Origin of the sequence: Cupriavidus sp. UBA2010 (genome assembly GCF_002335265.1) — a bacterium.
Classification (GTDB): Bacteria; Pseudomonadota; Gammaproteobacteria; order Burkholderiales; family Burkholderiaceae; genus Cupriavidus; species Cupriavidus metallidurans.
In genome coordinates this window covers 106,540-130,420 of the sequence record NZ_DDCI01000024.1, presented here as the reverse complement: position 1 = coordinate 130,420, position 23,881 = coordinate 106,540, and the positions used below count along the sequence as shown (strand labels likewise).

23 protein-coding genes are annotated in these 23,881 nt (G+C 65.1%); 13 read left to right on the top strand and 10 right to left on the bottom strand.

The window, feature by feature from the left end; genetic code table 11:
- Positions 1-14 precede the first annotated feature (14 nt).
- Positions 15-1,175, bottom strand: coding sequence for an acyl-CoA dehydrogenase family protein (locus B2246_RS19780; RefSeq protein WP_286880585.1), 1,161 nt, complete (start codon positions 1,173-1,175; stop codon positions 15-17).
- A 140-nt stretch (positions 1,176-1,315) separates the two neighbouring features.
- On the opposite strand from B2246_RS19780, the gene B2246_RS19775 reads away from it, so the two are divergent.
- From B2246_RS19775 to purT, 4 genes are all read left to right on the top strand, one after another.
- The gene (locus B2246_RS19775; RefSeq protein ID WP_286880584.1) at positions 1,316-2,098 is read left to right on the top strand and encodes an IclR family transcriptional regulator; all 783 of its coding nucleotides are present in this window, start codon (positions 1,316-1,318) and stop codon (positions 2,096-2,098) included.
- 2 nt (positions 2,099-2,100) lie between these two features.
- Complete coding sequence (locus B2246_RS19770) at positions 2,101-2,895, top strand: IclR family transcriptional regulator (RefSeq protein WP_186426520.1); 795 nt, start codon at positions 2,101-2,103, stop codon at positions 2,893-2,895.
- Between the two features lie 208 nt (positions 2,896-3,103).
- Positions 3,104-5,296, top strand: a complete 2,193-nt coding sequence (locus tag B2246_RS19765) for a TonB-dependent siderophore receptor (RefSeq protein WP_286880582.1) — start codon at positions 3,104-3,106, stop codon at positions 5,294-5,296.
- Between the two features lie 91 nt (positions 5,297-5,387).
- Complete coding sequence (gene purT / locus B2246_RS19760; protein WP_024570247.1) at positions 5,388-6,590, top strand: formate-dependent phosphoribosylglycinamide formyltransferase; 1,203 nt, start codon at positions 5,388-5,390, stop codon at positions 6,588-6,590.
- A gap of 76 nt (positions 6,591-6,666) precedes the next feature.
- Here the strand turns inward: purT and B2246_RS19755 are convergent, their stop codons facing one another.
- Positions 6,667-8,010 (bottom strand): mechanosensitive ion channel family protein, encoded by a 1,344-nt coding sequence (locus B2246_RS19755; RefSeq protein ID WP_035882701.1) that lies wholly within the window; start codon positions 8,008-8,010, stop codon positions 6,667-6,669.
- Positions 8,011-8,140: 130 nt separating this feature from the next.
- Positions 8,141-9,328 carry an HD-GYP domain-containing protein gene (locus tag B2246_RS19750; RefSeq protein WP_286880581.1) on the bottom strand — a complete coding sequence of 396 codons (1,188 nt, stop codon included), beginning with the start codon at positions 9,326-9,328 and terminating at the stop codon, positions 8,141-8,143.
- Between the two features lie 308 nt (positions 9,329-9,636).
- Here B2246_RS19750 and B2246_RS19745 point away from each other — a divergent pair, with 308 nt between their 5' ends.
- The gene (locus B2246_RS19745) at positions 9,637-10,674 is read left to right on the top strand and encodes a J domain-containing protein (RefSeq protein ID WP_286880580.1); all 1,038 of its coding nucleotides are present in this window, start codon (positions 9,637-9,639) and stop codon (positions 10,672-10,674) included.
- Positions 10,675-10,731: 57 nt separating this feature from the next.
- Here B2246_RS19745 and B2246_RS19740 read toward each other — a convergent pair whose 3' ends face one another.
- The 6 genes from B2246_RS19740 to mltG all read right to left on the bottom strand — a co-directional run bounded on the left by B2246_RS19740 (position 10,732) and on the right by mltG (position 15,624).
- Positions 10,732-11,448: an ankyrin repeat domain-containing protein gene (locus tag B2246_RS19740; protein WP_035882698.1), complete on the bottom strand. Its 717-nt coding sequence runs from the start codon at positions 11,446-11,448 to the stop codon at positions 10,732-10,734.
- Entirely contained in the window at positions 11,441-12,238 is a 798-nt protein-coding gene (locus tag B2246_RS19735; RefSeq protein WP_008648978.1) for a TatD family hydrolase, read from the bottom strand. Before B2246_RS19735 ends, B2246_RS19740 begins: the two co-directional genes overlap by 8 nt.
- A 164-nt stretch (positions 12,239-12,402) precedes the next feature.
- Positions 12,403-12,813 carry a PilZ domain-containing protein gene (locus tag B2246_RS19730; RefSeq protein WP_011516555.1) on the bottom strand — a complete coding sequence of 137 codons (411 nt, stop codon included), beginning with the start codon at positions 12,811-12,813 and terminating at the stop codon, positions 12,403-12,405.
- Positions 12,814-12,918: 105 nt separating this feature from the next.
- A complete protein-coding gene (locus B2246_RS19725; protein ID WP_035882693.1) occupies positions 12,919-13,932 on the bottom strand; it encodes a DNA polymerase III subunit delta' in 1,014 nt (337 codons plus the stop codon).
- A gap of 86 nt (positions 13,933-14,018) precedes the next feature.
- A complete protein-coding gene (gene tmk, locus B2246_RS19720) occupies positions 14,019-14,621 on the bottom strand; it encodes a dTMP kinase (RefSeq protein ID WP_035882691.1) in 603 nt (200 codons plus the stop codon).
- A 4-nt stretch (positions 14,622-14,625) separates the two neighbouring features.
- Entirely contained in the window at positions 14,626-15,624 is a 999-nt protein-coding gene (gene mltG / locus B2246_RS19715; RefSeq protein ID WP_035882690.1) for an endolytic transglycosylase MltG, read from the bottom strand.
- Between the two features lie 186 nt (positions 15,625-15,810).
- On the opposite strand from mltG, the gene B2246_RS19710 reads away from it, so the two are divergent.
- The 3 genes from B2246_RS19710 to B2246_RS19700 all read left to right on the top strand — a co-directional run bounded on the left by B2246_RS19710 (position 15,811) and on the right by B2246_RS19700 (position 18,064).
- Positions 15,811-16,821, top strand: coding sequence for a YgfZ/GcvT domain-containing protein (locus B2246_RS19710; RefSeq protein ID WP_035882689.1), 1,011 nt, complete (start codon positions 15,811-15,813; stop codon positions 16,819-16,821).
- Positions 16,822-16,840: 19 nt separating this feature from the next.
- Positions 16,841-17,131 carry a DUF4936 family protein gene (locus B2246_RS19705; protein WP_008650194.1) on the top strand — a complete coding sequence of 97 codons (291 nt, stop codon included), beginning with the start codon at positions 16,841-16,843 and terminating at the stop codon, positions 17,129-17,131.
- Between the two features lie 78 nt (positions 17,132-17,209).
- Positions 17,210-18,064, top strand: a complete 855-nt coding sequence (locus tag B2246_RS19700) for an NRDE family protein (protein ID WP_286880578.1) — start codon at positions 17,210-17,212, stop codon at positions 18,062-18,064.
- A gap of 15 nt (positions 18,065-18,079) precedes the next feature.
- Here the strand turns inward: B2246_RS19700 and B2246_RS19695 are convergent, their stop codons facing one another.
- Positions 18,080-18,523, bottom strand: coding sequence for a GNAT family N-acetyltransferase (locus tag B2246_RS19695; protein WP_008650199.1), 444 nt, complete (start codon positions 18,521-18,523; stop codon positions 18,080-18,082).
- A gap of 177 nt (positions 18,524-18,700) precedes the next feature.
- Here B2246_RS19695 and B2246_RS19690 point away from each other — a divergent pair, with 177 nt between their 5' ends.
- From B2246_RS19690 to B2246_RS19670, 5 genes are all read left to right on the top strand, one after another.
- Complete coding sequence (locus B2246_RS19690; RefSeq protein WP_286880577.1) at positions 18,701-19,444, top strand: FadR/GntR family transcriptional regulator; 744 nt, start codon at positions 18,701-18,703, stop codon at positions 19,442-19,444.
- Positions 19,332-20,390, top strand: coding sequence for an L-threonate dehydrogenase (ltnD, locus tag B2246_RS19685; protein ID WP_337360705.1), 1,059 nt, complete (start codon positions 19,332-19,334; stop codon positions 20,388-20,390). Before B2246_RS19690 ends, ltnD begins: the two co-directional genes overlap by 113 nt.
- A 22-nt stretch (positions 20,391-20,412) precedes the next feature.
- Positions 20,413-21,681, top strand: coding sequence for a 3-oxo-tetronate kinase (gene otnK / locus B2246_RS19680; RefSeq protein ID WP_286880576.1), 1,269 nt, complete (start codon positions 20,413-20,415; stop codon positions 21,679-21,681).
- Entirely contained in the window at positions 21,678-22,316 is a 639-nt protein-coding gene (locus B2246_RS19675) for an aldolase (RefSeq protein ID WP_035882678.1), read from the top strand. Before otnK ends, B2246_RS19675 begins: the two co-directional genes overlap by 4 nt.
- Before the next feature lie 179 nt (positions 22,317-22,495).
- Positions 22,496-23,854, top strand: coding sequence for an MFS transporter (locus tag B2246_RS19670; RefSeq protein ID WP_024569878.1), 1,359 nt, complete (start codon positions 22,496-22,498; stop codon positions 23,852-23,854).
- Positions 23,855-23,881: the final 27 nt, after the last annotated feature.

Sequence of the window (23,881 nt, the reverse complement as noted above, 5' to 3'; positions counted from 1 at the left end):
TCTGGATAGCCCGCTCAGCGCTGGCCGCCGGCCTGGGCAAAGGTCCGCTTGGCGATGTTGAGCTGGTGAATCTGGCTGGTGCCTTCGTACAGGCGGAACAGGCGCACATCGCGATAGAAGCGCTCGATGCCGTAATCGGCGATGTAGCCGTAGCCACCAAACAACTGCACACAGCGGTCGGCCACGCGGCCGCACATCTCGGACGCGAAGTACTTGCAGATTGACGCCTGCATCGTCACGTCCTCGCCCAGATCGCGCTTGCGTGCCGTTTCCAGAATCAGCGCACGCGCCGCGTGGATATCGGTCTGGCAGTCGGCGATCATGGCCTGCACCAGCTGGAAATCGGCCAGCACCTGCCCGAACTGCTTGCGTTCGGTAACGAAGCGCACCGCGTCGTCGAGCATCCGGATCGCGGGCCCGGTGCACAGCGCGGCCAGATGGATACGCTGCTTGTTGAGCACCTTCATCGCGGTGCGGAAGCCCTTGCCTTCCTCGCCGCCGATCAGGTTGGCCGCCGGCACGCGGCAGCTGTCGAAATGCACCTCGGACACCGGCGATCCGGCCTGGCCCATCTTCTGGTACGGCCGGCCCGTGCTCAGCCCCGGTGTCTCGCGCGGCACGATAAACGCCGAGATACCGCCTGCGCCCAGGTTGGCGGGGTCGGTACGCGCCATGACCGTGAACAGGCCAGCGATCGGCGCGTTGGTAATGAAGCACTTGGTGCCGTTGAGGATGTAGGCGTCGCCATCGCGCACGGCCGTGGTCTGCAGCGCGGTGGCGTCGGAGCCGGCCTCGGGCTCGGTCAGCGCAAACGATCCGGTGAGCTGCCCGCTGGCCAGCAGCGGCAGATAGTGCTGCTTCTGCGCGGGCGTGCCATCAGCCACCAGCGCTTCGGAGCCAATGCCGGTATTGGTGCCGACCCGCGCCCGAAACGCCACCGAGCACTGCGACAACTCCATCGCCGCCAGCACCAGTTCCTCGGTGGTCATGCCGGCGCCGCCGTACTGCTCGGGAATCGAGTAGCCGAACATGCCCTGCGCAGCCATGGCGTCGACCAGATCCTGCGCCACCTCGTCACGTTCGGCCACCTCGGCCTCGCGTGGCACCAGCTTCTCGCGCACAAAGCGCCGCAGGGTCTGCAGAAAGGCATCGAAAGCTTCGGGGTCCCGGATCATCGTCTCGCTCCACCATGATTTTGATGTCGTGGAGCGTACGCGCGCCTCCCGAACGCCGGCACCGTTGTTTCGCTATCTTGAACAACCATTGCGCAATCGGCACATCGCTTCGGTAAGATGAACGCCAAACCAAACGCCAGATGCCAACGCGCCCCCATCACCCCGATCCCGCCTTTGCCACCACGCTGGCCCACGGCCTGGCGTTGCTGCAGTGTTTTCGCGTGGGCGAGACCGTGCTCGGCAATAAGGAACTGGCCGATCGCACCGGTCTGTCGAAAGCGACCATCAGCCGGCTGACCTACACGCTGGCGGCGCGCGGACTGCTGCTCTACGACACCCATCTGCGCCGCTACCGGCTGGGCTCGACCGCGCTCTCGCTTGGCTACCCGCTGCTGGCCAGCCTGCGCGTGCGGCAGTTGGCCCGGCCACTCATGAAAGCGCTGGCCGATCAGGTTGGCGGCTCCGTATCGCTGGGGCTGCGCGACCGGCTGCGCATGGTCTACGTCGAAACCAGCCGGGGTCACGACGCGATCGCGTTTCGTCCGGACATCGGCGCATCCCTGCCGATGCTGGCCACGGCGATGGGCCGGGCATGGCTGGCACGAGCGCCGGAAGACGTGCGCCACCGCCTGCTCAACGCGCTGCGAGAGGCCGAGCCGGACGACTACCAGCGGCTGGTGGGTGCCGTGGATACGGCCATCGAGGAACTGGCGACGCTCGGCTTTACCCGGTCGCGTGGCGACTGGCAGCGCGACGTTCACGCCGTGGCCGTGCCGATGCGTACTCCCATCGACGGCGAGATTCTGGTCTTCAACTGCGGCGTGCCCGCGGTGCGCATGACGCCCCGGAAGCTCGAACGCGAGATGGGGCCGCGCCTGCTGAAGCTGGTGGCGCAGGTGGAAACACTGGTGGCCTGGGAGTGACGATGGGCGCCACCGACACCCCTCCGGACGACGCCCGCGACCGCCAGTTCGCCACCACGCTGGCCAACGGGCTGGACATCCTGCTGGCCTATCGGGCAGGCGAATCGCTGCTGGGCAACAAGGACTTCGTGCAGCGCACCGGGCTGTCGAAATCGACCGTGGCCCGGCTCACGCACACGCTCAGCGCGCTCGGCTATCTGCGCCATGACACCGCGCTCGGCAAATACCGGCTGGGCGCACCCGTGCTGGCGCCGGGCTACCCACTGCTGGCCAGCATGCCGATTCGCCAGATTGCACGGCCGTTGATGAAGGCGCTGGCCGACGAGGTGGGCGGCGCGGTCTCGCTCGGCATCCGCGACCGGACGCAGATGATCTACGTCGAGACCGCGCGCTCGACGGACAACCTCGTAGTGCCGCCCGATATCGGTGCCGCGCTGCCGATGCTGACGACGGCCATCGGCAAGGCCTGGCTTTGCCGCGCGCCGGCAGAACTGCGCGACCCGGTGCTGAACCGCCTGCGTCTACAGGACCCCGAGGCCTTCGCACGGGGAGCGCCGGGACTGTCCCAGGCACGCAAGGACCTGGAGCGGCTGGGCTACTGCACGAACCGCGCCGAGTGGCGCCATGACGTGTTCGGCTTCGCCGTTCCTCTGTGCAAGCCCGTTGACTCGCAGTGGTTCGTGATCAACAGCGGCATCCGGGCGCAGCCGGGCAGATTCCATGCGGTCGAGCAGTTCGTCGGCCCCCGGCTGGTGACGCTGGCTCACAACCTCGAAGTGCAGTTGGGGCTACGCTGAACCCCATTCCGGTACCTTGCCGGAATGCGAAAACGCGACAGACAAGGCAGACAAGGCAGCTAGAGCGGCCAAAGCGACAATTGCCGCTTCGGTAACAAGGGCTTGCTTGACGACGCAATGGATCACTGGGCATGATTCGGCCTCCCATAGTGTAAATACGAATTGTTCGTATTTACACTATCAACAAGAACCGAACGAGCCAGCTCCAATGTCATCCCGCCAGTTCCCGGCCGCCCGCCCCGCCCACCGGCAGCCTGTCCCGTCGCGCCTGCGCGCCACAGTCTTCACCGCCCGCGTGGCCGTCCTCGCGGGCCTGCCGCTGGGCGCGTTTGCCCAGACCGGCCAGACCGCCCAGACCACACTCACCGCCCCGGAACAGGCGCTGCCAACCGTGACGGTGAGCGCAGCGCAGGAAATCGACGTCGGACCGCACCTGGACAAGCCCATGACCAGTGGTGCGCTCGGTTCCCGGAAACAACTCGACACACCGTTTTCTACCACGGTCATCACCGGCGACGACCTGGCCGAACGCCAGGTCACCAAGCTCGGCGACGTGTTCTTCACCGATGCATCGGTCTCCGACAACAGTAACGCGAACAATGCATGGTCGTCCTACCTGACCGTGCGCGGGCTGCAGCTCGACTGGCAGAACGGCTTCAAGATCAACGGCATGCCGTTCGTGAGCTACGGCATCACGCTGCCCTACGAACAACTCGAACAGGTGGAACTGCTCAAGGGCGCGTCGGGCTTCATGTACGGCTTCGGCAACCCGGGCGGCACGGTCAACTACATCACGAAAAAGCCGACTGACGTCTTCACGGCCAGCGCGGAACTGGGCTATCGCTCGTCCCACCTGTGGAGCGAGCATGTCGATGTCGGTGGCCGGGCCGGCCCGGACAACATGTTCGGCTACCGACTGAACCTGACGCACGAGGAAGGCAAGCCGTCGAACGCCGTCGGGCTGAACCGCAACGCCGTATCGCTGGGCCTGGACGCCCGCATCACGCGCGACCTGACCTGGACCTTCGACGGCATCTACCAGGACCGCAGCACCTTCGGCCAGACGCCCACCTTCACCACGTACAGCCTTGCCCCCGGAAGCCAGTTGCCAGGCGTGGTCAGCGGCCGGGGTGGCCTGTTCGCAGGCCCGGACCAGCACTTCTACTCCAACCTGCAGTTCTACTCCACGGGCCTGCGTTACAACCTCAACGCCGACTGGACAGTCAGCACGATCTACAGCTTCAGCAAGCAGTCGCGCAGCCGCAACGAGTCGAGCCTGAGCCTGATCGACGGCAGCGGCAACTACACCGACCTGCGCTACGACGGCGCCGAGGGACACCAGTTCAACCAGTGGACGACCATGGTCGAAGGCCGGTTTCGTACCGGCCCGTTCTCGCACCAGTTCGTCGGCGGCGTGACGTGGCAAAACCAGATCAACCGCTACAGCAGCAACCCGGTGTCACTGAGTCTGGACCCAGGCAACCTGTCGCAGCCGTACACCGGCGTTTACTACAGCCAGGTTGCGTTCAACAAGTACCGTGCCAGCGACATCACGCAAAAGGCGCTGTTCATGAGCGATACGATCCAGTTGACCGAGCGCTGGTCGGTGCTGGGCGGGCTGCGCTTCACCAACTACGAGCAGAACAGCTACGGGACCGACGGCACGCGCACCACCCACTATGACAAGTCCGGCCTGCTGACGCCGACCGTCGCGCTGATGTTCAAGCCGATGCCGAGCACCACGCTGTACGCCAGCTACGTGGAAGCGTTCGACGGCGGCACCACGGTCGGCACGACGTTCGCGAACGCGGGCGCGCAACTGAATCCGGTCAAGAGCAAGCAATACGAAATCGGCGCGAAGACGGATCAGGGCATCTGGACCGGCACGGCGGCGCTGTTCCGCATCGAGCGCGGTGCCGAGTACACCAACTCGCAGAACGTGCTGGTGCAGGATGGCCTGTCGATCTACCAGGGCGCGGAGCTGGCTGGCGCCGCGCGCATCGGCTCCCAATGGGAAGTGGGCGGCAGCGCCATGTATCTGGACAGCTACTACGACAAGGGCCAGACCTACAACGGCAACCGCGTGGCGGGCGCGCCCAGCTTCATCCTGACCGGCCGGCTGGCGTATCGCATTCCGTACGTGCCGGGCCTGAAAGTTGGCATCGACGGCAAGTACACGGGCACGACCAAGCTGCGCCCAGCAGGCGACCTCACGCTGGGTGGTTACACGATCTTCAACCTTGGCGCGACCTACAGCACGCGCGTGGCGGGCAAGGAACTGACGCTGCGGGCAGCGCTGACCAACCTGACCAACAAGCGCTACTGGGGCTTCCAGTACGCGGAGTACATCCAGCCGGGTGATCCGCGCGCGATCAGCCTCAGCGCGAAGATCTCGTACTGAGGGGCATACGCGACGTCAGGGAACCGGGATGTCGCGCCGGGCATCGCCCGCGTATACAATCCCGGTTTTTCTGACCTGATCGAGCCGCCCCATGACCACCCTTGGAACGCCCCTCTCCCCGTCCGCCACCAAAGTCATGCTGCTAGGCTCAGGCGAGCTGGGCAAGGAAGTGCTGATCGCGCTGCAGCGCCTGGGCGTGGAGACGATCGCCGTCGACCGCTACGAGAACGCGCCGGGCCAGCAGGTGGCCCACCATGCGCGCACGATCACGATGAGCGACGGCGAACAGCTTAAGGCACTGATCGAAGCCGAGCGGCCGGATCTGGTGGTGCCTGAGATCGAAGCCATCGCCACGCCAATGCTCGAAGCCCTGGAAGCGGCCGGCGTGGTTCGCGTGATCCCTACGGCTCGCGCCGCCCGCCTGACGATGGACCGTGAAGGCATCCGCCGCCTGGCCGCCGAGACCCTGGGCCTGCCCACCAGCCCGTACAAGTTCTGCGATTCGCTCGAGGAACTGCAAGCCGCGATTGACGGCGGCATCGGCTACCCGTGCGTGGTCAAGCCCGTGATGAGCAGCTCCGGCAAGGGCCAGAGCAAGATCGACGGTCCCGCGGACGTCAAGGCCGCGTGGGACTACGCCATGGCCGGCGGCCGTGTCAGCCATGGCCGCGTGATCGTGGAAGGCTTTATCGACTTCGACTACGAGATCACGCTGCTGACCGTGCGCGCCGTGGGTGCCAGCGGCGAAGTGGAAACGCATTTCTGCGAGCCGATCGGCCACGTGCAGGTCGCCGGTGACTACGTGGAAAGCTGGCAACCGCACCCGATGCACCCGAAGGCACTGGAAACTTCGCAGCATATCGCGCGTGCCGTGACCGCCGACCTGGGCGGCCAGGGCCTGTTCGGCGTGGAACTGTTCGTCAAGGGCGAGCAGGTCTGGTTCAGCGAAGTCAGCCCGCGTCCACACGACACCGGCATGGTGACGATGATCACACAGTGGCAGAACGAGTTCGAACTCCACGCCCGCGCCATCCTCGGCCTGCCCGTCAGCACCGCGCTGCGCGCGCCCGGCGCGAGCGCCGTGATCTACGGCGGCGTTGAAGCCGAAGGCATTGTTTTCGATGGCGTGGACGAGGCGCTGCGCGTGCCGCAGACGGAACTGCGCCTGTTCGGCAAGCCGGAGTCGTTCACGAAGCGCCGCATGGGCGTGGCGCTGGCCTACGCCGAAGACGTGGATACGGCACGCGAGCGCGCCAAGGAAGCGGCGGGCAAGGTCAAGCCGCGGAAGGCGTAAGCACTGCGCCTGGTTGACTCCTCTCTCCCGGCGGCGGGGGAAGGGAAAAGGGAGAAGGGACAGGGGGAAATCCCCCCTACGCCACCCTGTCGGCCCGATCCGTCGGGGCCGATGGCGGCTGGCGCATCCCCGAGTCCGCGGCGGCCACGGCCAGTGCGGCGTGCTGGTCGGCCATCGTCACACCGCTGCGCAGCCCGCTCAGGTCCGCGCCTGACGGCGCCTGATACACCCGCAAACCCAGCTCCGGCAGAATCGCGAACAGGTGGTCGAAGATATCGCCCTGGATACGTTCGTAGTCCGTCCAGTTCGTAAGCGTGGTGAAGCAGTAAACCTCGATCGGAATGCCCTGCGAGTCGGCTTCCATCATCCGCAGGTTCAGCAGCAGATCGTGATGAATTTCCGGATGCGCGCGCAGGAAGGCGATGCCATAGGCGCGGAACGTGCCCAGGTTGGTCAGCCGACGGCGATTGACCGGGTCTGTGTCGGCGCGCAGGATTTCGCGGTTGGCCCGATCGACCTCCTCCTGCTTGACCTCCAGATAGTCATGCAGCAGCTTGAACCGCATCAGCGCCCTGACCTCCTCCTCGTCCAGGAACCGCACGCTGGTGGCATCGATCCGGAGCGTCCGCTTGATGCGGCGCGCGCCAGACTCGAACATGTGCCGGTAGTTGCGGTAGCTCTCTGAGAACAGCTTGTAGGTCGGCACCGTGGTCACGGTGTTGTCCCAATTCTTGACCTTGACCGTATGCAGCGCCACGTCCATGACAAAGCCATCGGCATTGGACTGGGGCATTTCGATCCAGTCGCCGATGCGCAGCATATCGTTCGAGGTGAGCTGCGTGCTGGCCACCAGCGACAGCAGCGTGTCCTTGAACACGAGCAGCAGCACCGCAGACAGCGCGCCGATGCCGGACAGCATCCAGAGCGGCGAGCGGTCGATCAGGATCGACAGCACCAGCACACCGCAGACCAGCCACAGCGCGAGCTGGGCCACCTGGATGTAGCCCTTGATCGAATGCGTCTGCGCGCTGCGGCTGCCGGAAAACACGGTCTGCCACGCATCGAGCACGCCAGACAGCATCAGGAACACGCTGATCCAGGTGCCCGCATGAGCCAGCCGCTCGATGGCCGCCGAGAACTTGCCCAGGTTCGGCACCTGACTGATGCCAACCGTGACCACGGCCAGGAACACCGCGTAGCCCAGCCGGCGATAGGTCCGGTGGCGCAGCAGCGCCCCGGCCCAGTTGCCGTGGCCGGAAAGACTCAATACGCGATAGACCACCCGGCCGACCACGCGCGCCACGAGCCATTGCGCGATGCCGGCCAGCAGGACCAGCGCCAGGACGTACAAGGTGATCTGAGCCCACGGGTGGGCCGGGATGCGTTGCTCGAACAGTTCAAGCAGGGCGTCGAAAGTCATGTGTGGTGAAGCGGTACGGGCTGATAAATACGGGCGGACAAGCGCCAAGTCTACTATTTCTGCCCACCCCGCCGACATTTGGCGTTCGACGTCCGCCGCGTCCGCCGCGTTCAGCGCACGCGTTTTCTGTCTATTTCACGTGTGGCGCGTACATCGCCATCAGTTGCTCGTCCGTGAAGCCCCACTGCCGGGCATCCTCGAAGGCAATGACGGAATCCTCGCAATGCGTCAGGTCGAGAACCTCCTGCGGCAACGGCGCCGACTGTGACACCGAGTAGAACGTCATCACGCGCGGCCGAAGCGGTTCGTTCGCGTTCTGCCCGCAGACCACCGCCAGCCGTCCCGAGCGCAGCCGCAGCACGGTGCCCAGCGGGTAGATGCCGACCGTCCGTGTAAACGCCTTGAACACGCGGCGATCGAACAGCGTGTCGACGCGCACCGCGATGTATTCCATCGCGCGCGCCGGCGACCAGGCCAGGTGGTTGGGTCTCGGCGACGTCAGCGAGTCGTAGGTATCGCAGATTGCGGCGATCTTGGCGTGCACGCTGATCTCATTCTCGAACAGACCGAAGGGATAGCCCTTGCCATCCACCCGCTCATGGTGATGCACGCACACGTCGAGCGGGATGTTCGTATACAGCCGCGCTTCGTTCAGGATGCGGTACCCGGCCGACGGGTGCCGCCGCATCTGCTCGTACTCGGCCGGCGACAGATCCCCCGCCTTCATCAGCAGTGACTCGGGCAGCGTCAATTTGCCAATATCGTGGACCAGCCCGGCCAGGCCAAGCTCGCGCACCTCGCCGTCTGGCAGTTTCAGCGTGCGGCCCACGGCGATCATCAGCGCACAGACCGAGTACGAATGCAGGTACGTGTAGTCGTCCTTGGCCTTGAGTCGCGCCATGGCCAGCAGCGCCTGCGAATGGCGCGAAAGCGATGTCGAGGCCGAATCCACCAGCAGCAGCGCGCCGTTGGTCTCGAGCGCGTGCCCCATCCGCACGTCGTTGAAAATCGACCCGATCACCGCCCGACCCGACTTGATCAGCTCGCGGGCGTGTTCGAGCTCGTCCTCGAAATCCGATTCAGGCTGTGCATCCGCCTCCGAATCGGCAACTTCCGGCGCGCCCTGCATCGGCAGGTTTCGCCCCTTCAGGATGTCGATCCAGACGTCCTGCACATTGGCCGCCAGTATCTGCTCGATCTGTTCGTCGCTACTGACCAGAAAGCGCGAGCGCCAGAATGGATGGTTGATCCATGGCCCGCCCAGCCTGGACACAAACATGCCCACTTGAAGCTGTTCCGCCTTGATTCTTCTCAGCATGTCCTTGCCCCCCATGAACTGCGGCGGAGCAGATGCCCCGCCATCCCGGAACTTTGGGCTCTTGTCAGGCCCTCGTCATTTGCCGCCTATATCGGCGGATTGCGGCGGAACTTTAGCCCGACGATCGGAGGCCTCCATCTGGTGGGCACGTCAAAGAACAGCGACAATGCTGAGCAGATCATCGCGGACATGTCTGTATTTGTTGGCTAGCCCGCATACCCGCCCGCTAATTTGCGTGAATACTTGAGAATCGCGGCGCCCTGCCGTTATTTGTCGTCGAACACCGATATTGCGTCCTTCTTCGCCTGATGCATACCCATTACGACAACCTCAAGGTCTCCCGCGATGCGCCCGCCGAAGTCATTCGGGCCGCATATAAATCGCTTAGCCAAAAGTACCACCCGGACAGGCACGCCGATAGCGAACAGGCCAATCGCATCATGCGGCTGCTGAACGCCGCGTACGACGTGCTGAGCGACCCGGCCAAGCGCGCCGAGCACGACCAGTGGATCGCATCGCAGGAAAAGCTGGAGGCCGAACGCAGGCAGCGCCAGGCCCAACAGGCGGCAGCAGCCCGCGCCGCCGCGCAGGCCCCACGGCCACAGGGGCGCTCCGCGCGTCCGGCGCAGTCTGCGCAGGCATCGGCACGGGCCACCGGAGCTGCCGCACCCGGACAGTCCGCCGCCGACTCCGCCTTCAAGAGAAAAAGACGCAAACCCCGACAGGATGGCCAGCGCCCGGGCGAGCCGCTGGCCAGGAAATGGTCGCTCCTGCTCTATGCGGGCATCGGGGCCGCGATTGTCGTGCTGCTGGGAGACTGGGCCACGCCAACTCAGCCGGCCGTCGACAAGCCAGGCGCGGCGCTCGTCCAGCCGGCCGCGGCGGCGTCGATCGTCACCCCCGTCCCGGCCGATCTGCCGCGCGAGGCCCAATATTTGCGTCCGAGCCTGACTCCGCGTGGCCTGCCCTGGCCAACCAATTCGGGCTACCTGCCCGGATATCCGGTGCTGAATACAAGCGGCCTGTCGACGCTGACCGTCGACAACTCACGCGGTCCGTCCGACGTGCTGCTCAAGCTCGTGGCCGTCAACGGCGGCTCCCCGGTGCCGGTACGGACGACATTCATTCCTGTCGGGTCTTCGTTCACGATGGACGCGATCACGCAGGGCAGCTATGACGTGCGCTACCAGAGCCTGGACACCGGGGAGATCTACCGGTCGGAGCGCTTCGTGTTCGAGGAAACGCGGGAGGCGGGCAGCACCAGCGCCGGGCGCAACGTGTTGACGCTGTATGCGGCAGCCGGGAAATCGCGGTCGGTCACGATCACCGAGCGCGAATTCCCATAATACAAACGCCGCCCGGATGGGCGGCGTTTGGAAACGACTGCGTACCTGACAGCCTGACTACTTCGCCTGACTGGCAGGCGGCGTCCAGGGCTTCGGCTTCGGTGCCGGCGGCGGCACCGCGCCATACAGCTTCTGCCAGCGCGACTTGAGGCCGTCGGCAATCTCTTTCTGGTTGTACTGCTCGGCAAAGTCGATCACGGTCATGTTCTGCTGGTTCTTCAGGCGCATGTCCGCGCCTTCGTCGAGCAGCAGCTTGACGGTATCGATATGCCCGCCGCGCGCGGCCATCATCAGCGGCGTGGTGCCATTCGGGCTTTCCGCATCGATGTAGGCCGCATGGTCGACCAGATACTTGACGACATCGTTGTGCCCATTCGTGGCCGCGTAGTGCAGCGGCGCCCAGCCCTTCTTGTTGACCTCGGCCTCCATGCCGTCGACCATCAGCTTGACCATGTCCAGTTCGCCCTGCAGGCTGGCCATCATCAGCGGAGTCTCACCCGCCGGATTGGTCTTGTCGAAGTCGATGTTCTTGGCCTTGATCAGCGCCGTTGCCGCCTTGGTCGATTTCTCGCGCAGCGCCACCACCAGCATCGGGTCACCCCGGTTGTCGACCAGATTTGGATCCACGCCACGCGCCAGCAGCTTCTGCACGGTGTTGGCGTCATCGAACTCGACGGCCTTGCGCATATCGTCGGCCGGAGCGGCCACGCTGGCGCAAGCCGCGCAGATCAGGGCCATTGCGGCGACCCCACGTCTGATCTTAAAGTCAAGCATGAGCATTCCTGTCTATGTGCTTGAATAAGCGGAAAAAATTATCCGTAGTTTGTTCTGCGATCGTCTCCACGGGAACATCGCGCAGCTTGGCGATGAACTCGCCCACGTGACGCACCCAGGCCGGCTCGTTCGTCTTGCCGCGGTATGGCACGGGGGCAAGATAAGGCGAATCGGTTTCGATCAGCATGCGGTCGAGCGGGACCTTCTTCGCGGTTTCTTGCAGGTCGGCCGCGCTCTTGAACGTGACGATACCCGAGAACGAGATATGGAAGCCTTCGTCCAGCGCCTGCCGGGCGATGTCCCACGTCTCCGTGAAGCAGTGCATGACGCCACCAACCTCACCCGCGTTTTCCTCGCGCATCAGCCGCAGCGTGTCGTCCGCCGAGGATCGCGTATGGATGATCAGCGGCTTGCCAGTCTGGCGGGCCGCGCGGATATGGGTGCGGAACCGCTCGCGCTGCCACTCCATGTCCGCGATGCTGCGGCCGTTGAGACGGTAGTAGTCCAGCCCGGTCTCACCAGTACCAACCACGCGCGGATGCGCCGACAGCGTGACCAGCCGCTCGAGTGTCGGCTCTTCGGCACCTTCTTCGTAGTCGGGATGCACACCGACCGAGGCATACAGGTTCGGATGCTGTTCGGCCAGCGCCAGCACGCGCGGAAAGTCCTCGAGCGTCACGGAGATGCAGAGGGCGTGCGACACCTGATTGGTCCGCATGTTCTCGAGCAACTGCGGCAGCCTTTCGGCCAGCTCGGGAAAATCGATATGGCAGTGGGAATCTACAAACATGGGATATCTCAATCGAGCCGACGTCGGGCGAACATCAGGTCTCGCTCGACGCCATGGTCACCGGCCCGGCATCGAATGACGATACCCGCGGCAAAACCAAAAACATTCATAAATAACAACAAGTTGCAACTAATATTTCGCGCAACACAGCAACTTCAGATGCACTACAGGGTCTGGGTCGGTCGCCCGGATTCAATCGTCTTGCCAAGAATCTCTTCCACCGCGCGCTTCAGCGAACGGCCAATATCGTCGTCCGGGAGATGTACCCCCACGCCTGGCGTCTTCATCGGCGTGCCGACCGGCGTGATCCACGCGACAGTACCTTGCACCTGGTACTTCTGCGGGCGATCCAGCAGCGACAGCACCAGAAATACCTGCTCCCCAAGCCTGAACGGCCGGTTCGACGGCACGAAGATCCCGCCTCGCGCCAGGAACGGCATATAGGCCGCATACAGCCCTGCCTGGTCCTTGATCGACAGTGACAACACGTTCGGGCGGCCGGTCGTCGCAGGATTGGGAATCGTGGCGGGACCGACCGCTGGTCGTGTCGGCGCCGCTATGGCTGGTGTGTTCATCTTGACCCCTTATTGCAGCATTGCCCGCTTTGTGCGGGCTATTTGAAATTTGCTTTGTTCGACTTGTACCACGTGTGCGGCACGATTCCTACCGCGAGACGCACGCTAACGGAACAATTGTCGGTAATCGAGCAACACCGACTCCATCACGAGGCGCGCGGCCAACGGATGGTTCTCGTTGCGGCGATGTCCGACCAGCCGAGCGGCGAACGCCTGCAGCCGATGCGCGTCGGTTGCGCTGGCGCAGCGGGTCAGTGCCGTCTGCTCCTTCGGAAAGTAACGCACGGCACCCGTGCCCAGGCAGAGCGCCAGCAGATCGTACGTCCAGCGTTGCAGGATGCCGAGCACGGCGGGAATCGGCAACTTCTGCAACTGCTCCGCAGCGGCCAGGGCATCGAGCGCAGCCGCGCTACCGAGTTGGCCGACCAGCCAGCGCTGCAAGGGCTGTTCCTCGGCCTCGGCCGCGTGCAGCGCGGTCAGCGGCGCACCTCCGGCCAGTGCCAGCTGCGCCTCCACATCGGCCACCCCCTGCCCGCGCAGCCAGTCGAGCGCATCCGCACTGGTCGGCCGCGTCATCGAGAACTGGCGGCAACGGGACAGGATCGTTGGCAACACACGGTCGATACGGTCCGTGACCAGCAGGAACACCGTGGATGGCGGCGGCTCCTCGAGCGTCTTGAGCAGCGCGTTGGCGCCTTCGGTCTGCAACGCGTCGAGCGGATAGACCACCACCACGCGCAAACCCGCGCGGTGCGTGCCAACGCCCACCGCCTCGATCAGCGCCCGCACCTGCTCCATGCGGATGATCTTGCTCGGCGCCTTCTTCTTGCTGCTGCTCTCGCCATCGCCTTCGGCCTCTCCGGCGCCAGCTTCCAGTGCCTCGGGCCGAACCACCGTGAAATCGGGATGGTTGCCCTGACCAAACCAGTGGCAGGCGCTGCAGGTATTGCAGGGCTGGCCATCGGGCAGCGCGCTTTCGCAAAGCAGGCCCTGCGCGAAGTGCAACGCCAGATCGCGCTTGCCGATGCCTTGCTGGCCGTGAAGCAGCAGCGCGTGCGGCAGCCGGTCGCGTAGCGCGGTCAGCCGATGCCAGTCATCTCGTTGCCAGGGATAAAGCATTCAGGTTCAATCGGTTAGCGCAGCCATCTCATGTATTGTCGGAGTCATCGGTATCGACATCACAATACGAATATAGCTACTAGAAATCAAAGCGTTGCGAGGATTTCCTCGAGCGTCACACGAATCTCGTCGATCGAGCGCGTTGCGTCGATGACCCGAAAGCGTTGTGGCGCTTCCGCCGCGCGGCGCAGATATTCAGTGCGGGTCCGTTCGAAGAAGGCGCGGGACTCGGCCTCGAACTTGTCGGGCTCACGGGCCCCGGCCAGACGCGCGCTCGCGGTTTCCAGCGGAACGTCGAACAGCAGCGTCAGGTCGGGCTGAAGACCGCCCTGCACCCATTGCTCGAGCGCGGCAAGTCGATCGAGCGCCAGCCCACGCCCACCGCCCTGATAGGCAAACGTGGCATCGGTAAAACGATCCGAGATGACCCAGTCGCCGCGCGCCAGCGCGGGCTCGATGACTTCGGCGATGTGCTCGCGGCGCGCCGCGAACATCAGCAGCGCCTCGGTTTCGAGATGCATCTTCCGGTGCAGCAGCAACTGGCGCAGGTCTTCGCCCAGCGGCGTGCCGCCCGGCTCCCGGGTAGTGACGACATTTGCGCGCACGCGCAGGCGCTCGGCCACCCACTCGATATGGGTGCTCTTGCCCGCGCCATCGATGCCCTCGAAGGTGATGAATTTTCCGCGCATGACCTTATGGTTTGCCGCGCTGGTACTTGTCGACCGCGCGATTGTGTTCGGGTAGTGAATTGGAGAAATGGCTGCTGCCGTCGCCGCGTGCCACGAAATACAAGGCGTCCGATGGCGCCGGCGTCGTGGCCGCGGCCAGCGACGCCAGACTCGGCAAGGCAATCGGCGTCGGCGGCAGACCGGTACGGGTGTACGTATTGTACGGGGTGTCCGTCAGCAGATCCCTCTTGCGCAGGTTGCCGTCGAATTGCTCACCCAGGCCGTAGATCACAGTCGGATCGGTCTGCAGCATCATGTTCTTGCGCAGACGGTTGACGAACACAGCCGCGATCATCGGGCGCTCCGCCGCCTGCCCCGTCTCCTTTTCGATGATGGATGCCATCACCAGCGCCTCGTACGGCGTCTTGTACGGCAGGTCGGGCGCGCGTGCGTTCCAGGCCTCGTTCAGGCGCCGCTGCATGGCGCGATAGGCGTGCTTGTAGAGTTCGATATCGCTGCTGCCGCGCGCGAACAGATAGGTATCGGGAAAGAACAGCCCTTCCGGCGCGGATTCGGTCGCGCCGATCGCGTGCATCAAATCGGTGTCGGACATGCCCAGCGTGTCGTGCTTCAGCGCGGGGTTGGCATCCACGACCGCGCGCATCTTGCGGAATTCCCAACCCTCGATAACGGTCACAACGTAGTGCGTGACCTCGCCCCGGGCCAGTTTGCCGATCACGTCCAGCGGCGTGGCGCCGGTCTCGAACTGGTAGCCCCCGGCCTTGAGGTCCGGGCCGTGGCCGGTGATGCGGACCAGTATCTGGAACAGGCGCGGGTCCATGCCCACGCCACCGCGCTGGATCTGCCGACCCACGCTGAGGACGCCGGAATTCGGCTTGATGACGACTTCGATCGGAGATGTGGTCAGGCCTAGCGGCTGGTGAGCCCACCAGGCAAAGCCACCGGCGGCGGCCATGGCGAAGACCACCAGAACCCCGACCAGGCGCAGGAACAGACGTTTCATGTAGTAGCAAGCAAAGACCGGCCGCGATGTCCCCGCCGGCGGGTCGGGATCATGGTGGCAGCCGGCCGGAATGGCGACAGGCCCATATAATACCGGGAGCCTTGTGGCCGATGTGTCACCGCAAGTTACGAGAACGCGCCGTGCACGGCGCCGCCCCTAATTCATACGCCATTCAGGACCGTCTGCATGTCCTCCACCGATTTTCCGTCCCTCGACCAAAGCCTGAAATCCCTGCGCGCCGCTGGTATCGTCACCGCGCCGGGCGGACTTGGCCTGATCCGCGTGGCTGGCGATGATGCCGCCACTTTCCTGCACAGCCAGCTCACCAACGCCGTTGAAGACCTGACCGCGAGCACGGCCCGCCTGGCCGGCTACTGCTCGCCCAAGGGCCGGCTGATAGCCAGCTTCCTGATGTGGCGCGATGCCGATGGCATCGTGCTGCAACTCTCCGCCGACATCCAGCCGCCAATCCAGAAGCGCCTGACCATGTTCGTGCTGCGGGCCAAGGCGAAGCTGTCGGACCTGTCCGCCACGCACGGCATCCTTGGCATCGCCGGGGCTGGCGCGGAAGCCGCGCTACAACAGGCTGGCCTGCCTGCTCCCCAAGCACCGCTGGCCACGGTATCCGACGGCGACGTGACCGTCATTCGCCTGGCCGATGCTGACGGCGAGCCGCGCTGGCAGATCGTCGCTCCGGCCGCGCGCATCGAAGCCCTTCAGCAATCGCTCGGCGCTACGCTGGCCGTCGCCTCGCCCGCGTTCTGGGACTGGCTCGATGTCGCCTCGGGCATCCCCCGCATCGCCGCGGCCACGCAGGAGCAGTTCGTGCCGCAGATGATCAACTTCGAACTGATTGGCGGCGTGAATTTCCGCAAGGGCTGCTATCCGGGCCAGGAGGTCGTCGCGCGTAGCCAGTATCGCGGCACGCTCAAGCGCCGCATGTGGCGCGTGCGTGGCACGGGCGATGTCCCGGCTGCGGCGGCGGAGATTTTCCGCCCCGAGGATCCGGAGCAGCCATGCGGTATGCTGGTCAACGCCGCGCCGGCGCCCCAAGGTGGTTGGGAAGGACTGGCCGAGTTGAAGATCGACGCCGCCAGTGGCGCGCTGCATCTGGGCGCCGCAAGCGGACCGGCCGTGTCCACGGGTGCGCTGCCGTACGAAGTGCCACTGCCAAACGAGGCGGAAGCGGCCGGATGACCGCCACGGGAGCATCGTCATGAGCGATCATCTCTACGTCTACTTCAAGGTGCCGGACGACCGGGCCGCAGAGGCTCTGCCGCACTGGCATCGCTGGATGGAAACGGTCGCCGAGGCGACCGGGGTTGGTGGTACGCTGATGCGCAGGCCGGAAACTCGCGCCGGTCTGCAGACATGGATGGAGAGTTACGCCGACGTCCCTCCCGCATTCGACGCCGCGCTCGATGGGCTCTGGCGGCAAAGCGGGCTGACGCAGTGGATCAGCGGCGAGCGGATGAGCGAGCGGTTCGTCGATCTCGACGTGCTCTGATTTCGCGCCCGCGCCACCGCACGAATCACACGCCTTACGAGATTCGCGCGATGCCGAACGAGCTGTAAAGGAAGGAATATGTGTCTCATTCTGGTTGCCTGGCAATCTCACCCGGACTACCCCCTGGTGGTTGCCGCCAACCGCGACGAATTCTATGCCCGCCCCGCCGCGCCCGCGGACTGGTGGCGGGATGCCCCCGGAGTGCTGGGCGGCCGTGACCTCGCTGAGGTCATCGGTGACGCCGGCACATGGATGGGTATTGCCGGTGCCCAGCACGGGCAGGACACCCCGGTCGGCGCAAGGTTCGCCGCCCTGACAAACTATCGCGCGCCCTCGGAAAAACGTACCGATGCCCGCTCACGCGGCGAGCTGGTGGCGCATTTCCTGCGCGGCGATCAACCGCCGGCCGACTATCTGCACGACCTGGCCGGAGCCCACGGCGCCTACAACGGCTTCAACCTGCTGGCCAGCGATCTGCATGACCTCTGGTGGTACAGCAACCGTTCGAAGTCCCGCGTGCCGCAGCGGCTCAAGCCGGGCCTGTATGGCTTGTCAAATGCATTGCTCGACACGCCCTGGCCCAAGGTGCGCAGCCGCGTGGGCGCGATGTGCGAAGTCCTGGCAGCCGATCGCGGCCAGATCGGATCAAACGTGGAGTCGTACCTGCAGTTGCTTGCGGAGGATCGGCAGGCGCCCGACTGGGAACTGCCGAGCACGGGCGTCACACCCGAATGGGAAAAGCTGCTGTCGTCGGCATTCATCCGTTCGCCGAACTACGGCACGCGTGCCAGCACCGTGCTGCGCGTGATGCATGACGGCCGCTTCGACTTCGTCGAGCGCAGCTTCGATGCCGATGGCCAGACCGGTGAGGTCTCCTATCGCGGACGACTCAATCTGGCACGCGACACGGGCACAGTACCCGCGCCGCGCTGACTGTCTTCAGGCGGATCAGCGGATCCGCTTGCGCATCTCGATGTGCGGGATGCCGGCTTCCTCGAACTCGTCACCCACCTGCTCGAAACCTACCCTCGCGTAGAACGGCGCTGCATGGGTCTGGGCGTTGAGGATCAGTTCGGGATAGCCCAGTTCGGTGGCCTTGGCCATCAGCGCGTCGAGCACCTTCGCGCCCACGCCGGTGCCACGCGCGGACTTGAGTACCGCCATGCGGCCAATATGGCCATCCGGCAGCAGGCGGCCAGTGGCTACCGGCACGCCATCCACGGCGAATGCCAGCGCATGCCAGCTTGGCGCATCCATCTCATCCCACTCCAGTTCTACCGGCACCCCCTGCTCCTCGACGAAAACGGCGTAGCGGATTGCCCGGGCGCGCTCGCGGGCTTCTTCCCAGAGGCAGACCAGTACGGGGGCGGCGGTTGGCGTGGATGCGGACATGGTGAGGAGCGGTTCGAAGAGCCTGAAATGAGGCGCAATGATACGCCCGGTGGCATCAAGGCGCCGAGCTACGCCGTGCGATTACCGGCCATGCGGCGCACCACCATAGGGAATACCCTCCTGCCATCCTTCCATGAAATTTGTATGATGACATGACTACCCGATGACATGATGACGATGTTCCGAAAGATTCCTGCCCGCGCGCTGACCGACAGCGTTGCCGAACAACTGCTCGAGAAGATCGAGGACGGCATGTTTCCGCGCGGCGCCAAGCTGCCCACCGAGGCCGTGCTGTCCGAGGAGTTCGGCGTGAGCCGTACCGTGATCCGCGAGGCCATCGCGCGACTCAAGTACGAAGGCCTCGTGGAATCGCGCCAGGGCAGCGGCGTGTTCGTGACCGAGCAGGCCGGCATCCACCCGCTGCGCATCGACTACACCGACGTGGGCACGCTCGAATCGGTGCTGCAGATCGTCGAACTGCGACGCTCGATCGAAGCCGAAGTGGCCGCGCAGGCCGCCCGGCGCCGTACCGACGCGACCATGGCCAATATCGACGCCGCGCTGGCACGTATCGACGCCGAAGTGGCCGCTGGCGGCGATGGCGTCGATGCCGACGTCGGCTTTCATCGCGCCATCGCCGAAGCCACCGGCAATCCGTATTTCCTCAAGACACTGGCATTCCTGAGCCAGTACCTGGAAACCGCCACCCGCGTCACGCGAACCAACGAAGCGCGGCGCGAGGATTTTTCGCGCCAGGTACGGGAGGAGCACCAGGCCATCGTCGCCGCCATCCGCGCCGGCGACCCCGATGCCGCGCGCAACGCGGCCCAGAACCACATGTACAACGCGGCGCGCCGGCTCTCCCAGTTGGGCGAGGATGACTCCGCCGCTGGCGACCAGCCGGCTGGCCCGTCGCACTAACGCAGCAATACGCACCAAAACGCACCAAACACGCATTCAGGAGTTATCCATGTCCAGGAATATTGGCGTCATCGGCTTGGGCGCGATGGGCTACGGCGTGGCGCAGTCGCTGCTGCGCGCCGGCTTCAACGTTCATGCATTTGATTTGCGTGACGAGGTGCTGCGCCGCTTCGCGGAAGCCGGTGGCACGCCCTGCGGCAGCCCTGCCGAACTCGGCGAGCGTTGCGACGTGGTGATCACGCTCGTCGTCAACGCCGCGCAGACGGAAACCGTGCTGTTCGGCGAACAAGGCGCCGTGTCGAAAATGACCGCAGGCAAGCTCGTCATTGCCAGTGCCACCGTGCCGCCCGGATTTGCCGAAGCGCTCGGCAAGCGCCTGGGCGAGCGTGGCCTGCTGATGCTCGATGCCCCCGTGTCGGGTGGCGCGGCGCGCGCGGCCAGCGGCGAGATGACGATGATGACCTCCGGTCCCGCCGCGGCCTACGCCATGGCCGAGGACGTGCTGGTCGCGATGGCCGGCAAGGTCTATCGCCTGGGCGACGCGCATGGCGCGGGATCGAAGGTCAAGATCATCAACCAGTTGCTGGCGGGCGTGCATATCGCCGCAGCAGCCGAAGCCATGGCCCTGGGCCTGCGCGAAGGCGTGAACCCCGACGCGCTCTACGACGTGATCACGCATAGCGCCGGCAACTCGTGGATGTTTGAGAACCGCGTGCCACACATCCTGACGGGCGACTACACCCCGCTGTCCGCTGTCGACATCTTCGTCAAGGACCTGGGCATGGTGCTCGATACCGCGCGCACCAGCAAATTCCCGCTGCCGCTCTCGGCCGCCGCGCACCAGATGTTCATGATGGCGTCCACCGCCGGGCATGGCGGTGAAGACGATTCGGCCGTGATCAAGATCTTCCCGGGCATCGACCTGCCCGGCCCGAAGGCCAGGTAACCCAAGGCAAAGGAGTCAGACGATGAATCGTCCTCTGCTCGGCTGTATTGCCGACGATTTCACCGGCGCCACGGATCTGGCCAACACGCTCGTCCGCAATGGCATGCGGACCGTGCAGACGATCGGCGTGCCGGCATCCGCCGTGGAAGCCGATGCCATCGTCGTGGCACTGAAATCGCGCACGATCCCGGCCAGCAACGCGGTGGCGCAATCGCTCGACGCACTGCGCTGGCTGCGCGAACAAGGCTGCCGGCAGTTCGTGTTCAAGTACTGCTCGACGTTCGACTCCACCGACGCCGGCAATATCGGCCCCGTGGCCGAAGCCCTGCTCGACGCGCTGGGCAGCGACTTCACGATTGCCTGCCCGGCCTTTCCGGAAAACGGCCGCACGATTTTCCGCGGCCATCTGTTCGTGGCGGACGCCCTGCTCAACGAATCGGGCATGGAGCACCATCCGCTTACGCCGATGACCGACGCCAACCTCGTGCGGGTGTTGCAGGGTCAGAGCCAGGCCAAGGTCGGTCTGTTGCGCTACGACACCGTCGCCCAGGGCGCGAACGCCGTGCGCGCGCGCATTGACGCGCTGCGTGGCGAGGGCGTGAAGCTGGTGATCGCCGATGCCATTTCCGATGCCGACCTGTTCGCGCTGGGCGAAGGCTGCGCCGCGCTGCCGCTGATCACGGGCGGCTCCGGCATCGCGCTGGGCCTGCCCGAGAACTTCCGTCGCGCCGGACTGCTGCCTGCGCGCACCGACGCCGCGGAAGTCCCGCCCGTGCATGGTCATGGTGTGGTGCTGGCGGGCAGCGCGTCGCGTGCCACGAACGGTCAGGTGGCGCACTGGATCGCGCAGAAGCGCCCCGCCCTGCGGATCGATCCGCTGCGTCTGGCGCGTGGAGACACGGTCGTGGATGACGCACTGGCCTTCGCGGGCAATCACGGCGAACCGGTGCTGATCTATGCCACCGCCCAACCCGATGAAGTCAAGGCCGTGCAGGCCGAACTCGGCGTCGCACGCGCGGGCGAGTTGGTCGAGCACGCGCTGGCGAGCATCGCCGCCAGCCTCAAGGCACGCGGCACGCGGCGCTTCGTGGTGGCCGGCGGCGAAACCTCCGGTGCGGTGGTGCAGGCGCTGGGCGTGCAGTCGCTGCGCATCGGTTCGCAGATCGCGCCAGGCGTGCCGGCTACGGTCACGCTGGACGATGCGCCGCTGGGACTGGCACTGAAATCCGGCAACTTCGGCGGCGAGAACTTCTTCGACGAAGCGTTGCAAGCACTGGGGGCACCGCAATGAGCAACGAAAGCGCACTGCGCGAAGAGATCTGCCGCGTCGGCGCCAGCCTGTATCAGCGTGGCTACACGGTGGGCACGGCAGGCAATATCAGCGCCCGGCTCGACGATGGCTGGCTGATCACGCCCACTGACGCCTGCCTGGGCACGCTCGATCCGGCCAGGGTCGCCAAGGTGTCGCCCGATGGCGGCTGGGTGTCGGGCGACAAGCCGTCGAAGACGTTGACGCTGCATCGTTGCGTCTACGACAACAACCCGAACGCGCACGGCGTGGTGCATACGCATTCCACGCATCTGGTGGCGCTGACGCTGGCCGGTGTCTGGCATCCGGACGACGTGCTGCCCCCGATCACGCCGTACTACGTGATGAAGGTTGGCCATATCCCCCTGATTCCGTATCACCGCCCTGGCGACCCTGCCGTCGCCGCGCGCGTGGCCCGACTGGCCAATGAGGTGCGCGGTGTCCTGCTGGCACGGCTGGGGCCAGTGGTGTGGGAAGACAGTGTGTCACGCGCGGCCTATGCGCTCGAAGAACTCGAAGAAACGGCGAAGCTCTGGATGATGCGCGGCGAAAAACCTGCCCCGCTGGACGAGGCCGCGCTGACGGAACTGCGCGATGCGTTCAAGGTGAGGTGGTGACACACGACTACTAACCTGTTCCCCCCTCTCCCGCACAGTGGGAGAGGGGCCGGGGAGAGGGACAGCGCATCCCCAGGGCAACTCCGCAAAACAAAGCCCCTGCCCTCTCCCAACCCCTCTCCCGCCATACGGGAGTGGGAGCAAACCGGCTGCACTTTCCATACACGTGGAGACTTCCAATGACCGCTTCCAACCCCGCGGTGGGGACCCCTGTTGCCGACGCCCGGCTGGACGCCGACGGCACCATCGAAAAACGCGCCTACAACAAGGTGTTCTGGCGCATCATGCCGTTCCTGATGCTCTGCTACGTGATCGCGTATCTCGACCGCGTCAACGTCGGCTTTGCCAAGTTGCAGATGGCGCAGGACCTGCAGTTCTCGGAAACCGTGTTCGGCCTTGGCGCCGGCCTGTTCTTCATCGGGTACTTCCTGTTCGAGGTGCCCAGCAACCTGCTGATGCACCGCATCGGCGCGCGCATCTGGATCGCGCGGATCATGATCACCTGGGGCATCATCTCTGCCGCGTTCGTGTTCGTGCAGACGCCAACGCAGTTCTACGTCATGCGCTTCCTGCTGGGCCTGGCCGAAGCGGGCTTCTATCCGGGCGTGATTCTGTACCTGACGTACTGGTATCCGTCGCACCGCCGCGCCAAGATGATCGCGCTGTTCATGTCGGGCATTCCAGTGGCCGGCATGTTCGGCAACCCGCTGTCAGGCTGGATCATGGACGCGTTCCACAACACCCATGGCTGGACCGGCTGGCAATGGATGTTCTTCATCGAGGCCCTGCCGGCCTTCGCGATCGGCATCGCGACGATTTTCGTGCTGCGCGATGGCATCGACCGCGCCCCGTGGCTCAGCCCCGATGAAAAGCACGTGCTCAAGCGCAATATCGAGGACGACGAGCGCGCCGCGTCGGCCGCGGCCGCCACAGGCGGCCAGCGCAACTTGCATTCGCTGGGCGCCGTGTTCAGCGACAGCCGTGTGTGGTGGATGTGCCTGATCTACTTCTGCTTCGTGACCGGCCAGTACGCGCTGACGTTCTGGATGCCGACGCTGGTCAAGGCCAGCGGCGTGACAGGCAACTTCAACATCGGCCTGCTGTCGGCCATCCCGTTCCTCTGCGCCATCGTCGTCATGAACATCCTGGGCCACAGCGCCGACGCGCGCCGTGAGCGCCGCTGGCACCTGATCGTGCCGGCACTGATGGGCGCCACGGGCTTTGCGATTGCGGCGTCGTTCACCCACAATACGACCGTGGCCATTGCAGCGCTGTCGCTGGCCGCCGCCGGCGTGCTGACATGCGCCCCGCTGTTCTGGTCGCTGCCGACCGCGTTCCTGAGCGGCATCGCCGCCGCCTCGGGTATCGCCGTGGTGAACTCTGTGGGCAATCTGGCAGGCTTCGTATCGCCGTATATGGTCGGCGCGCTCAAGGACATGACGCAAAGCACGCAATTGCCGATGTACGTGCTGTCGGCGATCCTGGTCGTGGGCGCCCTGCTGGTCTGGCTGACCCCGGCGAAGCTCGTCAACCGCTGATATCGAATCTGAAGTTCAAGGAGACCT

Bases quoted from the DNA above. Each gene is read 5' to 3' on its own strand.
- B2246_RS19780 (WP_286880585.1), bottom strand. From the start codon at position 1,175: ATGATCCGGGACCCCGAAGCTTTCGATGCCTTTCTGCAGACCCTGCGG.
- B2246_RS19775 (WP_286880584.1), top strand. From the start codon at position 1,316: ATGCCAACGCGCCCCCATCACCCCGATCCCGCCTTTGCCACCACGCTG.
- B2246_RS19770 (WP_186426520.1), top strand. From the start codon at position 2,101: ATGGGCGCCACCGACACCCCTCCGGACGACGCCCGCGACCGCCAGTTC.
- B2246_RS19765 (WP_286880582.1), top strand. From the start codon at position 3,104: ATGTCATCCCGCCAGTTCCCGGCCGCCCGCCCCGCCCACCGGCAGCCT.
- purT (WP_024570247.1), top strand. From the start codon at position 5,388: ATGACCACCCTTGGAACGCCCCTCTCCCCGTCCGCCACCAAAGTCATG.
- B2246_RS19755 (WP_035882701.1), bottom strand. From the start codon at position 8,010: ATGACTTTCGACGCCCTGCTTGAACTGTTCGAGCAACGCATCCCGGCC.
- B2246_RS19750 (WP_286880581.1), bottom strand. From the start codon at position 9,328: ATGCTGAGAAGAATCAAGGCGGAACAGCTTCAAGTGGGCATGTTTGTG.
- B2246_RS19745 (WP_286880580.1), top strand. From the start codon at position 9,637: ATGCATACCCATTACGACAACCTCAAGGTCTCCCGCGATGCGCCCGCC.
- B2246_RS19740 (WP_035882698.1), bottom strand. From the start codon at position 11,448: ATGCTTGACTTTAAGATCAGACGTGGGGTCGCCGCAATGGCCCTGATC.
- B2246_RS19735 (WP_008648978.1), bottom strand. From the start codon at position 12,238: ATGTTTGTAGATTCCCACTGCCATATCGATTTTCCCGAGCTGGCCGAA.
- B2246_RS19730 (WP_011516555.1), bottom strand. From the start codon at position 12,813: ATGAACACACCAGCCATAGCGGCGCCGACACGACCAGCGGTCGGTCCC.
- B2246_RS19725 (WP_035882693.1), bottom strand. From the start codon at position 13,932: ATGCTTTATCCCTGGCAACGAGATGACTGGCATCGGCTGACCGCGCTA.
- tmk (WP_035882691.1), bottom strand. From the start codon at position 14,621: ATGCGCGGAAAATTCATCACCTTCGAGGGCATCGATGGCGCGGGCAAG.
- mltG (WP_035882690.1), bottom strand. From the start codon at position 15,624: ATGAAACGTCTGTTCCTGCGCCTGGTCGGGGTTCTGGTGGTCTTCGCC.
- B2246_RS19710 (WP_035882689.1), top strand. From the start codon at position 15,811: ATGTCCTCCACCGATTTTCCGTCCCTCGACCAAAGCCTGAAATCCCTG.
- B2246_RS19705 (WP_008650194.1), top strand. From the start codon at position 16,841: ATGAGCGATCATCTCTACGTCTACTTCAAGGTGCCGGACGACCGGGCC.
- B2246_RS19700 (WP_286880578.1), top strand. From the start codon at position 17,210: ATGTGTCTCATTCTGGTTGCCTGGCAATCTCACCCGGACTACCCCCTG.
- B2246_RS19695 (WP_008650199.1), bottom strand. From the start codon at position 18,523: ATGTCCGCATCCACGCCAACCGCCGCCCCCGTACTGGTCTGCCTCTGG.
- B2246_RS19690 (WP_286880577.1), top strand. From the start codon at position 18,701: ATGTTCCGAAAGATTCCTGCCCGCGCGCTGACCGACAGCGTTGCCGAA.
- ltnD (WP_337360705.1), top strand. From the start codon at position 19,332: ATGCCGCGCGCAACGCGGCCCAGAACCACATGTACAACGCGGCGCGCC.
- otnK (WP_286880576.1), top strand. From the start codon at position 20,413: ATGAATCGTCCTCTGCTCGGCTGTATTGCCGACGATTTCACCGGCGCC.
- B2246_RS19675 (WP_035882678.1), top strand. From the start codon at position 21,678: ATGAGCAACGAAAGCGCACTGCGCGAAGAGATCTGCCGCGTCGGCGCC.
- B2246_RS19670 (WP_024569878.1), top strand. From the start codon at position 22,496: ATGACCGCTTCCAACCCCGCGGTGGGGACCCCTGTTGCCGACGCCCGG.